The following is a 12,427-nucleotide window of genomic DNA, read 5'->3' on the forward strand; positions in this document are numbered from 1 at the left end:
ACGCCCCCGACCCAAGCCGGGTCGGGGGCGTCCGCTCGTTCGATCAGCTGCAGCCGCTGGTGGAGCCGCAGCCCTCGCAGACGTAGCAGCTACCCGAGGGGCGCATCTTCGTGCCGCAGGTGAAGCACAGTGGCGCGTCGACTGCGTGCCCGGTGACTCGCTCCATGAGCTCGGCCGTGGTGTGCGCGCCGGACAGGTCCGGGGCAGCCGTGATCAGCGTCGGCTGGTTGGGGCCGGACTCGTCGAACCGCATGTCGTCGACCGCGTCGTTCTTCAACGACTCGGACTCGATCATCTCGGCCTCCTCCTCCTCCGTGATGTAGGAGCCGGTCTCCACGTAGCGGGCGCGCTCGGACGCCGTGTAGATGCCGAGCTCGGCACGCTCGTCGTAGGAGAGGTAGTCCAGCGCCAGGCGCTTGAAGACGTAGTCGATGATCGACTGCGACATGCGCAGGTCCGGGTCGTCGGTCATGCCGGCGGGCTCGAACTTGAGGTTGGTGAACTTCTGGACGTAGGTCTCCAGCGGCACGCCGTACTGGAGGGCGATGGAGATCGCGATCGAGAAGGCGTCCATCACGCCAGCCAGGGTCGAACCCTGCTTGCCGAGCTTGAGGAAAAGCTCGCCGAGGCGTCCGTCGTCGTACTGGCTGGAGGTGAGGTAGCCCTCGGCGCCGCCGACGGTGAACGATGTGGTGCGGGAGGTGCGGGTCTTCGGCAGGCGCTGGCGGCGCGGACGGTACTCGACGCGCACCTCCGGCTTGGGCGCCTCCTCCGCCTTCGGCTCCTCCTTCTTCTTGCCATCCGACAGCGGCTGGCCCACCTTGCAGTTGTCGCGGTAGACGGCGAGCGCCTTCAGGCCGAGCTTCCAGCCCTGCATGTAGACGTCGGCGATGTCCTCGACCGTGGCGGTCTCGGGCAGGTTGACCGTCTTGCTGATGGCGCCGGACAGGTACGGCTGGACGGCCGCCATCATGCGGACGTGGCCCATCGGCTTGATGGAGCGCTCACCCATGGCGGTGTCGAAGACCTCGTAGTGCTCGGTCTTGAGGCCGGGCGCGCCCACGACGTGGCCGTGCTCGGCGATGTAGGCGACGATCGCCTCGGCGACCTCGTCGCGGTAGCCCAGGCGCTTGAGCGCACGCGGGATCGTCTGGTTGACGATCTGCATCGATCCGCCTCCGACGAGCTTCTTGAACTTCACCAGGGAGAAGTCGGGCTCGATGCCGGTGGTGTCGCAATCCATCATGAAGCCGATGGTGCCGGTCGGCGCCAGCAGGGACGCCTGCGCGTTGCGGAAGCCGTTCTTGGCGCCAAGCTCGACGACCTGGGCCCACTGCTGGGTGGCGGCGGCGTGCACCGGGGCGTCCATCTGCTCGACGACCTTGAGGTCGTCGTTGGCGGCCTGGTGCTTGCGCATGACCTTCTGGTGGGCGGACGCGTTGCGGGCGTAGCCGGCGTACGGGCCGACGACCGCGGCCAGCTCGGCCGAGCGGCGGTAGGCGGTGCCGGTCATCAGCGAAGTGATGGCGGCGGCCAGCGAACGGCCACCCTCGGAGTCGTAGCCGCGGCCCATCGCCATCAGCAGGGCGCCGAGGTTGGCGTAGCCGATGCCGAGCTGGCGGTAGTCCTTGGTGGTCTGGGTGATCGCCTCGGTCGGGAAGTCGGCGAAGGTGATCGAGATGTCCATCGCGGTGATGATCAGCTCGGACGCCTTGACGAACCTCTCCACGTCGAACGTGTCGTCGTCGTTGAGGAACTTGAGCAGGTTCAGGCTCGCGAGGTTGCAGGAGCTGTTGTCGAGGCTCATGTACTCCGAGCACGGGTTGGACGCGGTGATGCGGCCCGTCTCGGGGTTGGTGTGCCACGCGTTGATCATGTCGTCGTACTGGATGCCCGGGTCGGCGCACTCCCATGCGGCCTTGGCCATCTTGTTGAACAGGTCGCGCGCGTCGACCTTCTCGATCACCTCGCCGCTCATGCGGGCGCGGAGTCCGAAGTCGGTGCCGTCCTCGACGGCCTTCATGAACTCGTCGTTCACGCGGACCGAGTTGTTGGCGTTCTGATACTGCACGGACACGATGTCCTTGCCGCCCAGGTCCATGTCGAAGCCGGCGTCGCGGAGGGCGCGGATCTTGTCCTCCTCGCGCGCCTTGGTCTCGATGAACTCCTCGATATCGGGGTGGTCGACGTCGAGAACGACCATCTTGGCCGCGCGGCGGGTGGCGCCACCGGACTTGATGGTGCCCGCCGAGGCGTCCGCACCGCGCATGAAGGAGACCGGGCCGGACGCGGTGCCGCCGGAGGACAGCAGCTCCTTGCTCGACCGGATGCGGGAGAGATTGAGGCCGGCGCCGGAGCCGCCCTTGAAGATGAAGCCCTCCTCCTTGTACCAGTTGAGGATCGAATCCATCGAGTCGTCGACGCTGAGGATGAAGCAGGCGCTCACCTGCTGCGGGCTCTTGGTGCCGACGTTGAACCACACCGGGGAGTTGAAGCTGAACACCTGGTGGAGGAGCATCCAGGTCAGCTCGTGCTCGAAGACCTCGGCGTCGGCCTCGGTGGCGAAGTAGCCGTTCTCCCGGCCGGCCTCGGTGTACTTGCCGACGACGCGGTCGATGAGCTGGCGGAGGCTGTTCTCGCGCTGATCGGTGCCCAGGGCGCCGCGGAAATACTTGGTGGTGACGATCGTGGAGGCGTTGAGGCTCCAGTAGTCGGGGAACTCGACGCCCCGCTGCTCGAACACGTTCTCGCCGGTCTTCCAGTTGGTCTGGATGACGTCGCGCCGCTCCCAGGTGACCTCGTCGTACGGGTGAACGCCCTCCGACGTGTAGACGCGGTCGATGGTCAGCCCGTTGGGCTTGGCCGTGGACCGGCGGGGTGCCTGCTTGGTCTCGGTCACTTCTCTCCTCCTGAGGTGATGGTTCGGCGCGAACCGCGCGCCGGCGGCGATGGATATCAGAACAGTTGGTCTGCGGTGGGGGCCGGCACGTCGGCCGGTTCCCCCTCGGTGGGTCCGGCGGCGCGGAGTCGGGCGATCTCGGCCTCGAAGTCCTCCACCGACTCGTAGTGCCGGTACACGGACGCGAAGCGCAGGTAGGCGATCGGGTCCAGCTCGCGGAGCGGGCCGAGGATCGCGACGCCGACGTCGTCGGCGGGGATCTCGGCGCACCCGCTGGCGCGAAGGCTCTCCTCGACCTTCTGGCCGAGCTTGGCCAGGTCAGCCTCGGTGACCGGACGGCCCTTGCATGCCTTGCGGACGCCGGTGACGACCTTCTCGCGCGAGAATGGCTCCACGACGCCGGACCGCTTCACGACCACGAGCTGCATCTGCTCCAAGGTGGTGAAGCGCTTGGCACACGAGCGGCACTCGCGGCGACGACGGATGGAGCTGCCATCCTCGGCGACGCGGGAGTCGAGGACACGGGAGTCCGTGAACCGGCAGTAGGGGCAATGCACCGGGGACCCACCTCCTCGCCAAGGCCATAACGATCCTCCTCTGTGGAGGAACGTGTGGATGAACCGTGTACAGCCTGTGTGTGACTGACCACAATCTGTGGACGAAACACACCGGTGTAACTACTACATGTAGAGGTTAGGAGGTGGACCCACCCCAATGCAACCTCTCGGCGCGCCCCACGGCGGAGACCTCGGCGTGTCGCACCGGGAAGACCACGCGGCCCCCGCGCAAACCTAGGGGCTCGGGGCCTTGGCGGCATTGGGCGTGCCGGTGGGAACGGGCGGCGGCTCAGCGGCCGGGCGTCACGGGGCCCGCGGCGGCGAGCGGGGCCAGCACCTCGACGGCGGGCTCGTTGCTGACGGCGAGGAAGGCGCCGACCATGGTGGAGAGCATGACCCCGGCCACCAGGGCGACCAGGATAACCATCACCGCCATCCCCCGCGGCGTCCACACCAGGCGGGTGGACTGAGGGGCGCGCCGGGCGACGGCCGGCGCGACGGACGGGCGCGACACCTCGCACGCGCGGGCCTGCGATGCGGACCAACGCTCCTGGGCGCGGACGGCCGCGGGACGATGCGGTGCGACGGTCGGCACAGACGCGGAGCGGGCGGCCTTGACGCGGCGCACGAGCACGTCGGAGGGAGAGGTGTACTCCAGCAGCTGGGCGGTCATCGTGACTCCTTCTTCGAACATCTGTTCTATCAGTATTATCGAACATCTCTGCTATTGCAAGCACCATTCGCACGGACGTTCGACGGTTCCTCGGTACGTGATGAACCCTCGCAGGCGGCTCTGACAATTCCTGGAGAAGGAAGATCACCCCGGGTCACTGAGGTTGCGAGCGCAGCGAGCCTCGAAGAGCCCGGGGGCCCTCGACACCCAAACCCGGGGCCCTCGGCACCCAAACCCGGAGCTCTCGACATCCAAACCCGGGGCTCTCGGCGAAGAGGCGACACGCGTTCGAACACGCCCGAACACATGTTTGAATAGTGCGTTCGATTCCCTTACGTTGGGCGCATGGCGACAACGGACGACAGGCGGAGCCCGGCTAAGCGGCCCGCGATCCCCAAGCAGACCCGGCGTGGACGCCCCACCGACGACGAGATCGCGCGCATCGGCAAGGTGCGCCAGCTCCCCGACGGTCCAGAGGACGCTCACGGCCTCACGATCCGCCAGCGACTGATCCTGGAGACGATCCGCGAGGCGATTGAAACCCGCGGTTACCCGCCCACCATCCGCGAGATGGGGGACGCGGTGGGCCTCGCCTCCCCCTCCAGCGTCACCCACCAGCTCAAGGTGCTCGAGGGCAAGGGATTCCTCTCCCGCGACCCGAAGCGCCCCCGCGCCCTGATGGTGCACCTGCCCACGGCGTCCGGCAGCACTGACGCGGCCCCCGCCCAGGCGGCGCCCGCGGCGTCCGGCTACGGCGACGACGTGCACGTCTCCCGCTCGGTCAACGTGCCTATGGTCGGCCGCATCGCCGCCGGCGGGCCGATCCTGGCCGAGGAACGCGTCGAGGAGGTGCTCCCGCTCCCCCGTGACCTGGTGGGCGAGGGCACGCTGTTCCTGCTCGAGGTCAAGGGCGACTCGATGATCGACGCCGCGATCTGCGAGGGCGACTACGTGGTCGTCCGCCAGCAGCCGGAGGCGAACAACGGCGACATCGTGGCCGCGATGATCGACGGCGAGGCCACCGTGAAGACGTTCAAGCGGACGCCCGGCCAGGTGTGGCTGCTCCCCCACAACCCCGCCTACGAACCCATCGACGGCAACGAGGCGACCATCCTGGGCAAGGTCACCGCGGTCCTGCGTCGCCTCTGAGCCACGTCCACCCGCGGGCGCGACGCCTGGCGCCCGGGGAGTGGCTCAGCCCTCCGCCAGGCGCCGCAGGGCGTTGATCGCGACCTCGCGGTCGGTGGTGGACCAGAAGCCCGGCATGGACGCCCGGAGGTAGCTGCCGTAGCGCGCCGTCCGCAGCCGCGGGTCGAGGACGGCCACGACCCCGCGGTCGCTCGTCCGGCGGATGAGGCGTCCCGACCCCTGCGCGAGCAGGAGCGCGGCGTGGCTGGCCGCGACGGCCATGAAGCCGTTGCCCCCGGCGTCCGCCACCGCCTTCTGGCGGGCCTGCATCAGCGGCTCGTCGGGGCGCGGGAACGGGATCTTGTCGATGATGACGAGCTGGCAGGTGTCGCCGGGGATGTCCACGCCCTGCCAGAGGCTGAGCGTGCCGAACAGCGACACCTCGGGCTCGGCGATGAACCGGCGCGTCAGCTCCGACAGCTGGGCGTCGCCCTGGCACAGGAAGGTCATCCTGGGCAGCTCTGCACGGCAGTGCCGGGCGGCGGCTTCGGCGTTGCGCTGGGACGCGAACAGCCCCAGCGTCCGCCCGCCGGCGGCCCACACCAGTTCGGCGATCTCGGCCAGCGCCTCGGGGGTGATGCCGTCGCGGCGCGGGTTGGGCAGGTGCTGGGCGACGTAAAGGATGCCCTGGCGCGCGTAGTCGAACGGGGATCCGACGTCGAGGGCACGCCACTCCAAGCCGCTGCGGTCCTCGGGTTCGGTGTCGAGGACGCGCTCGGCGCGCTGCAGCCCGACCGACGCGGCGGCGGACTCGAAGTCGCCGCCGAGCTTGAGGGTCGCCGAGGTGAGCACGGTGGTGGTCTGTGACAGGACGCGCTCGCGCAGCAGGCCGGCCACGTCGAGGGGGGCGACGACCAGCCAGCGGCCGAACCGCTCGCGTTCGCTCACCCAGAGCACGTCGGTGGGCTTGAGGCCCGCCATCGCGTCGGCGACGTCGAAGACCTCCTTGGCGGCGGCCGCGGCCTGCTTCACATCAGGGTCGTCCGACTTCAGGGCCGAGACGACGCGGCGGGAGACGTCCCGGACGCGTCCGACGACGGCGAGGACCGGCGAGTCCGGATCCTCGATCCGCTCCAGCGGGGCATCGGCGAGGGCATCGGTGAGCGCGTCGCCGAGGTCGGCGAACTCGATGGCGAGGTCGTCGTCGTCCAGGTGGGCGGTGCAGCGGCGGGAGACCCGCTCCAGTTGCTGGGGGCTGAGCTCGTGGGAGGCGGCCCCGGTCACGCGGGCGGTCAGCTCGTGGGCCTCGTCGATGACGAGGAAGTCGTGCTCGGGCAGCACGGAGTTGCCGTGCATGGCGTCGATGGCGAGCAGGGCGTGGTTGGTGACGACCAGCTGGGAGTTGCGCGCGGTGTCGCGGGAGCGCTCGACGAAGCACTCGTTGTAGAAGTTGCACGTCACGCCGAGGCACTCGCGCACGGGCACCGACACCTGCGCCCACGCGGCCGCGGTGTGCGTGGGGGCGTCGTCGCGGTCACCCGCGCCAGCGGCGTCCAGTTCGGACTGCACCCACTCGCGCAGGGCGAGCACCTCGGCACCCAGCACGGAGGTGGCGTCGGCCTTGCCCCCGCGCAGGCCCTCGGCGAGGGTCTCGCCGTCGAGCAGGGACTCCTGTTCCAGACCGGCCCCGTCAAGGGTGCGGTGGAGGCAGGCGTAGTTCGTCCGCCCCTTCAGGATCGCGTGGGTGGCCTCGCGGCCGGTGACCGCCTTGGCCGCCTTGATCGCGGCCGGGATGTCGGTGTGCGCCAGCTGCGCCTGCAGGGCCAGGGTGGCGGTCGCGATGATGACCCGGCCCTTGGGGTGCTCGTGCAGGTGGGCCAGCGCCGGGGCGAGGTAGCCGAGCGACTTGCCGGTGCCGGTCCCGGCCTGGACGAGCAGGTGCTCGTTCGCCTCGAACGCGTGGTCGATGGCCCGGGCCATCGCCACCTGGCCCTCGCGCGGCGCGCCACCGATCGCCTCGACGGCGACGTCGAGGATCTGCTCGGTTCGGCTGGGCACCCGCCCGAGGCTACTTCACTTCGGCGGCCACAGGGCCCCGCCGGCCGTCTCCTGTGGAAAACCCTGCTGCTCGCCCTCCGGCGCCTCGGGGTCGCCGAGCATCAGCGCCCCGTCGTCGTCGAACGCCAGCGCGCGCACGAGGGTGACGGCGGCCGTCGGCAGCGGTCCGTACAGGTGCGGGAACGCCTGGTCGGTGCCCGGCGCGCTCTCGACGCGCACCTTCGTCGGGCCCAACTTGTCGCGGTCGACCTCGAGGATCACGAGCGGCTCGGGGTCGTCGGCGTAGAACCCGCGCGCGACCAGCCCCACCTGGTGCGGGTAGGAGCAGTGGATGAATCCCTCCTCACCCAGCGTGCGCCCGCGCGTGGAGTGCAGGTACACGCCCACCTCCCGGGCTGCCTCCCAGTCGGCGCGGTGCGCGATGTGCCACAGGGGCAGCAGCGTGGCCTCGGGGCGTCCGGCCGGCATGGTCTCGCCAGCGGTCATGCCGACGCCCTGGGGAACTCCGCCAACTCCCCGGCCAGGTTCGGGTTCACCCGCGCGACGATGCGCGTGCCGTCGCCGGTGTGCTCGGTGCTGAGGATCTCGCCCGTCCTGTGGATGCGGTCCACGAGGTCGTGGCGCGCATACGGGATGAGCACATCCACTTCGACCTCGGGCCGGGGCAGGCGCTCCTCGATCCGGTCCCGCAGCGCCTCCAGGCCCTCGCCGGTGCGCGCCGAGACGAACAAAGCGTCCGGCGCGAGCGTGCGCAGCGGGAGGAGGGTCGCGTCGTCGACCAGGTCGACCTTGTTGAAGACGATCTGTTCGGCGACGTCCGTCGCCCCGATCTCCCCCAGCACGGTCCGCACGGCGGTGATCTGGCCGGCCGGGTCGGGGTCGGAGGCGTCCACGACGTGCACGAGCAGGTCGGCGTCGGCCGACTCCTCCAGCGTCGAGCGGAAAGCCTCGACGAGGTCGTGCGGAAGGTGTCGGACGAAGCCGACGGTATCGGTGAGGGTGAACACGCGCCCGTCGGACGTCTGGGTTCGGCGGGTGGTCGGGTCCAGCGTCGCGAACAGCGCGTTCTCGACGAGGACGCCGGCGCCGGTCAGGCGGTTCAGCAGCGAGCTCTTGCCGGCGTTGGTGTAGCCGACGATCGCCACCGAGGGCACCTGGTTGCGCCTGCGCTCGGAGCGCTTGGTGTCACGCACGGCGTCCATCTCGCGCAGGCGCTTGCGGAGTTGCGCGATGCGCGTCCGGATGCGGCGCCGGTCGGTCTCGATCTTCGTCTCACCCGGGCCACGGCCGCCGATGCCGGCGCCGCCGGCCGCGCGGCCACCCGCCTGCCGGGACAGGTTGCCGCCCCAGCCGCGCAGGCGCTGCCGCAGGTACTGGAGTTGCGCGAGCTCGACCTGGGCCTTGCCCTCGATCGACTTGGCGTGCTGGGCGAAGATGTCGAGGATCAGGGCGGTCCGGTCGATGACCTTGACGCCGATGCGGTCCTCCAGGTTACGCAGCTGGGCGGGTTCGAGCTCGCCGTCGGCGATCACTGTGTCGGCTCCGGTGGCGATCACGACCTCGCGCACCTCGTCCACCTTGCCGCGGCCGATATAGGTTGCCGGGTCGGGGTGGGTGCGGCGCTGGACGAGGCCATCGAGTACCTCGGAGCCGGCCGTCTCGGCGAGCAACTTCAGCTCGGCCATCGCGTTGTCGTGGTCGGTCTGGGTGCCGGACGTCCACACGCCCACCAGCACCACGCGCTCGAGCTGGAGCTCGCGGTACTCGACCTCGCTGATGTCGGTCAGCTGGGTCGACATGCCCGCGACCCGGCGCAGGCTCAGGCGCTCGGCGAGGTCCAGCTGGTCGCCGTCGTAGTCGTTGTCGTCGAAGTCGCCGAACTCGGGGTCGCGGTCGGCGTCGTAGGTCTCAGTCATCAATCTCCTCGCCCGGCAGCCTCACGCTGCCCCGGGCCACGATCTCGGCCGGGCCGGTCAGCCAGGCCTCGCCCTGGGCCAGGTCGACCTCGACCTTGCCCCCGGGCACCTCGACGGTCCAGCGACCGTCCGTCTCCCCGTGCGCGCGGGCAACGGCGGACGCCACCGCCACCGTCCCCGTGCCGCACGAGTCTGTCTCCCCCACGCCGCGCTCGAACACGCGCATGCGGACGTGTCCGGGCGCCAGCTCGTCGACGAACTCGACGTTGACGCCGCTGGGGAACGCCTCCAGCGGGAACCAGCCGGGCGCGCGGGTCAGGTCGAGCTCGGCGAGTTCGTCCCCCTCGCCCAGCAGGACGACGGCGTGCGGGTTTCCCACGTCCACGTTGGTGGCCGGCCAGTTGCTGTCGCCGATCTGGACGGTCGTGCCGGAATCCGCGGTGGCGGGACGCCCCATCCACACCCGGACGCGGCCGTCGTCCAGCAGTGCCGCCGCCCGCAGGCCTGCGCGCGTGCCGATCGGGATCTCCGTGGTGCCCTCGGGCACGAGGCCCTCCTCGACGAGGTAACGGGCGAACACGCGGACGCCGTTGCCGCACATCTCCGCGATGGAGGCGTCGGCGTTGCGGTAGTCCATGAACCAGACGTCGGGGTCGCCGTCCCACTCGGGGATGTGTCGGCCCCGGACGGCGCGCAGGATGCCGTCCCCACCGATGCCGGCGCGCCGGTCGGTGAGGAACCGGACCTCCTCGTCGGTGAGCGGGCGCGCGTCGTCGGCGTCCGTCACCAGGACGAAGTCGTTGCGGGTGCCGTGACCCTTGGCGAATTCGAGCACGGCGACCATTCTCCCACGGCGGGGCAAGTCAGCGGAGGAACTGCAGCTGACCCGTGGCGGCCTGCAGGCCCAGGGCGGTCAGCGCGACGAGCGCCCAGAGGATGCCGCCCAGCGCGAGCGGGCGCCAGCCGGCCGCGCGGATGGCGCGCAGCGAACTGGACATGCCCACCGCGCTCATCGCGATCGTCGTGCCCAGGTGGGCGGCCGTCTTCAGCCACGGCCCCGCGGCGTCCGGGATGGCGCCGACCGTGCGCAGGGCCGCGGCCAGCAGGAACAGGACGAGGAACCCGGGAACCATCCGCCACCAGACGGCGGTGCCGCGCTCACCCTCGGGCAGGCTGCGGTTGCCGAACCACTGCTGGAAAACCGCGAGCGGGATCAGCATCAGGGTGCGGGTCAGCTTCACCACCACGGCGTAGGCGGACGCCGCCACCGGGCCCACCACGGCGCCGGTGGCGATGAGCTGGGCGTCGAAGGACGTCGCGGCCGCCACCACCGAGGAGGTGTCGTTGACGGCGGTGCCCGCCCACAGGCCGAAGGTCTCGGGGGTGAAGCCGAAGGACAGGCCCAGGGCCGGGAAGGCCAGAGCCGCGAGCACGTTGTAGAGGACGATGACCGCCACGGAGACCGCGATCGCGGTGGCCCGCGCCTTGATGACCTGGCTCATCGTCACGATGGCGGACGCCCCGCAGATGGTGGTGCCGTAGGTGACGAGGATGCCGGTCTCCCGGTCGATCCTGAGCACGCGGATGAGGAGCAGTCCGGAGGCGACCGCGACCACGATGGTGCCCAGCATGACCGGCAGGCCCGCCCCACCGATCTCGGCGATCTGACCGAGCGACATGCCCGCCCCGAGCAGCACGATCGAGGCCTGCAGGACGCGGTTGGCGTTGAACTGGGTGCCTCTCTCCCACGCCGCGGGCTGGCCGGCGAACTGCCCGATGAACAGGCCGAACACGATGCCGAGCACCGGCGCACCGATCACCGGAACATGCTGGCCGAGCCACCAGGCCACGACGCCGACGACCACCGGGAGGACCCACCCCCCAGCGGGTGACCTCATGCGGCGCGTCCGGCCAGCTCGTCGGCGATGGCGTGTGCCAGGCCGGGGGTGGCGGCGTCCCGCCAGTCGATGCGGTGGTCGCGGCGGAACCACGACAGCTGGCGGCGCGCGAACCGCTTGGTGGCCTTCACGACAGCGGCGCGCGCCTCGTCCTCGGTGAGTTCGCCGTCGACGAACTGGAGCACCTGCCGGTAGCCGATCGCCTTCACCGCGGTGACGCCCTCGCGCAGCCCGCGGGCCTCGAGCCGACGCACCTCCTCGACCAGGCCGGCCGCCCACATGGCGTCGACGCGCTCGACGATGCGGGCGTCCATGGTGGCGCGATCGAGGTCGAGGCCGATGCTGGTGACGCCGTCGAGGGCGAACGTCCACTCGGGCAGGTTCGGTGCGTGGCCGCCGGTCAGGTCGAGCACCTCGAGGGCGCGCACCGTGCGGCGTCCGTTGGTGGGCTGGATCTCGGCGGCGGTGCCGGGGGCCCGCCCGGCCAGGACGGCGTGGAGCGCCTCGGGGCCGACGCGGTGGAGCTCGGCCTCCCAGCGGGCCCGCACGTCGGCGTCCGTGCCGGGGAACTCGAAGTGGTCGAGGATCGCCCGCATGTACAGGGCCGAACCGCCCACCACGATCGGCAGGACGCGGCGGGCGCGGCAGTCGGCGATGGCGGCGCGGGCCAGCGCCTGGAACTGGGCGACCGTCGCGGTCTGCGTCACGTCGAGGATGTCGAGCAGGTGGTGCCGGACGCCCCGGCGCTCGGCCGCCGAGGGCTTGGCCGTGCCGATGTCCATGCCGCGGTAGACGAGCATCGAGTCGGCGTTGACGATCTCCGCCGGCTGGCCGCGCCACGCCAGCGCCACGGCCACGTCAACGGCCAGCGTCGACTTGCCGCTGGCGGTGGGGCCGTTCAGGGCGAGGATGGGCAGCACCTGCCCATTGTCCACGACATCCCCTTCCGCTGCCGACCCGGCCGACGTAGCGTGGCAGGCGCCGGGTGACTCCCACCCGGCCGACGCCGCACGAGAGGGAACCACATGGGAATCTTCGACGAGATCAAGGGACACGCCGACGCGAACGAGGCGGCCGTGGAGGCCGGCATCGACCGTGCTGGCGACGCCGTGGAGCAGCACACGGGTGGGGCGCACGCCGCGCAGGTCGACCGGGCGCAGGAGTTCGCCAAGGACTGGGTGGGTTCCTCCCAGGACGGCGGCCAGCCGCAGGCCGACCCTCAGGCGGAGGAGTTCAGCGAGCAGTGGACCGGCGACAACCAGCCGAACGAGGACGCCGCACCTCAGGCGTGACGCCCG

General features: G+C 70.7%; 11 protein-coding genes. 2 read left to right on the forward strand and 9 right to left on the reverse strand.

Features of this window, described 5'->3' with window-relative positions:
- Positions 1–43: 43 nt before the first annotated feature.
- The 3 genes from ET989_RS12365 to ET989_RS12375 all read right to left on the reverse strand — a co-directional run bounded on the left by ET989_RS12365 (position 44) and on the right by ET989_RS12375 (position 4,129).
- Positions 44–2,899, reverse strand: coding sequence for a vitamin B12-dependent ribonucleotide reductase (locus tag ET989_RS12365; protein ID WP_131169444.1), 2,856 nt, complete (start codon positions 2,897–2,899; stop codon positions 44–46).
- A gap of 56 nt (positions 2,900–2,955) precedes the next feature.
- Positions 2,956–3,456: a transcriptional regulator NrdR gene (nrdR, locus tag ET989_RS12370; protein ID WP_131169446.1), complete on the reverse strand. Its 501-nt coding sequence runs from the start codon at positions 3,454–3,456 to the stop codon at positions 2,956–2,958.
- Between the two features lie 289 nt (positions 3,457–3,745).
- Positions 3,746–4,129, reverse strand: coding sequence for a hypothetical protein (locus tag ET989_RS12375; protein WP_131169448.1), 384 nt, complete (start codon positions 4,127–4,129; stop codon positions 3,746–3,748).
- 345 nt (positions 4,130–4,474) lie between these two features.
- Between ET989_RS12375 and lexA the strand changes: the two genes are divergently transcribed.
- Positions 4,475–5,278, forward strand: a complete 804-nt coding sequence (gene lexA / locus ET989_RS12380; RefSeq protein ID WP_131169450.1) for a transcriptional repressor LexA — start codon at positions 4,475–4,477, stop codon at positions 5,276–5,278.
- A gap of 45 nt (positions 5,279–5,323) precedes the next feature.
- Here the strand turns inward: lexA and ET989_RS12385 are convergent, their stop codons facing one another.
- From ET989_RS12385 to miaA, 6 genes are all read right to left on the reverse strand, one after another.
- Positions 5,324–7,237, reverse strand: coding sequence for an ATP-dependent DNA helicase (locus tag ET989_RS12385; RefSeq protein WP_131169525.1), 1,914 nt, complete (start codon positions 7,235–7,237; stop codon positions 5,324–5,326).
- 93 nt (positions 7,238–7,330) lie between these two features.
- Entirely contained in the window at positions 7,331–7,801 is a 471-nt protein-coding gene (locus tag ET989_RS12390; protein WP_241656342.1) for a DUF952 domain-containing protein, read from the reverse strand.
- Positions 7,798–9,231 (reverse strand): GTPase HflX, encoded by a 1,434-nt coding sequence (gene hflX, locus ET989_RS12395; RefSeq protein WP_131169451.1) that lies wholly within the window; start codon positions 9,229–9,231, stop codon positions 7,798–7,800. Before hflX ends, ET989_RS12390 begins: the two co-directional genes overlap by 4 nt.
- Positions 9,224–10,066, reverse strand: a complete 843-nt coding sequence (gene dapF / locus ET989_RS12400) for a diaminopimelate epimerase (protein ID WP_180320786.1) — start codon at positions 10,064–10,066, stop codon at positions 9,224–9,226. The genes hflX and dapF overlap by 8 nt, the downstream gene beginning before the upstream one ends.
- A 28-nt stretch (positions 10,067–10,094) precedes the next feature.
- Positions 10,095–11,129: a YeiH family protein gene (locus ET989_RS12405; protein ID WP_131169455.1), complete on the reverse strand. Its 1,035-nt coding sequence runs from the start codon at positions 11,127–11,129 to the stop codon at positions 10,095–10,097.
- The gene (gene miaA / locus ET989_RS12410) at positions 11,126–12,064 is read right to left on the reverse strand and encodes a tRNA (adenosine(37)-N6)-dimethylallyltransferase MiaA (RefSeq protein WP_131169458.1); all 939 of its coding nucleotides are present in this window, start codon (positions 12,062–12,064) and stop codon (positions 11,126–11,128) included. Before miaA ends, ET989_RS12405 begins: the two co-directional genes overlap by 4 nt.
- 90 nt (positions 12,065–12,154) lie before the next feature.
- On the opposite strand from miaA, the gene ET989_RS12415 reads away from it, so the two are divergent.
- Complete coding sequence (locus ET989_RS12415) at positions 12,155–12,421, forward strand: antitoxin (protein WP_131169460.1); 267 nt, start codon at positions 12,155–12,157, stop codon at positions 12,419–12,421.
- The last annotated feature ends 6 nt before the right edge of the window (positions 12,422–12,427 follow it).

It is taken from the genome of Propioniciclava sinopodophylli, assembly GCF_004324755.1.
Lineage (GTDB): Bacteria > Actinomycetota > Actinomycetes > Propionibacteriales > Propionibacteriaceae > Propioniciclava > Propioniciclava sinopodophylli.

Excerpts from the sequence above, each read along its gene's own strand:
- ET989_RS12375 (WP_131169448.1), bottom strand. The coding sequence starts at position 4,129 with ATGACCGCCCAGCTGCTGGAGTACACCTCTCCCTCCGACGTGCTCGTG.
- lexA (WP_131169450.1), top strand. The coding sequence starts at position 4,475 with ATGGCGACAACGGACGACAGGCGGAGCCCGGCTAAGCGGCCCGCGATC.
- ET989_RS12385 (WP_131169525.1), bottom strand. The coding sequence starts at position 7,237 with ATGGCCCGGGCCATCGACCACGCGTTCGAGGCGAACGAGCACCTGCTC.
- ET989_RS12390 (WP_241656342.1), bottom strand. The coding sequence starts at position 7,801 with ATGACCGCTGGCGAGACCATGCCGGCCGGACGCCCCGAGGCCACGCTG.
- hflX (WP_131169451.1), bottom strand. The coding sequence starts at position 9,231 with ATGACTGAGACCTACGACGCCGACCGCGACCCCGAGTTCGGCGACTTC.
- ET989_RS12405 (WP_131169455.1), bottom strand. The coding sequence starts at position 11,129 with ATGAGGTCACCCGCTGGGGGGTGGGTCCTCCCGGTGGTCGTCGGCGTC.
- ET989_RS12415 (WP_131169460.1), top strand. The coding sequence starts at position 12,155 with ATGGGAATCTTCGACGAGATCAAGGGACACGCCGACGCGAACGAGGCG.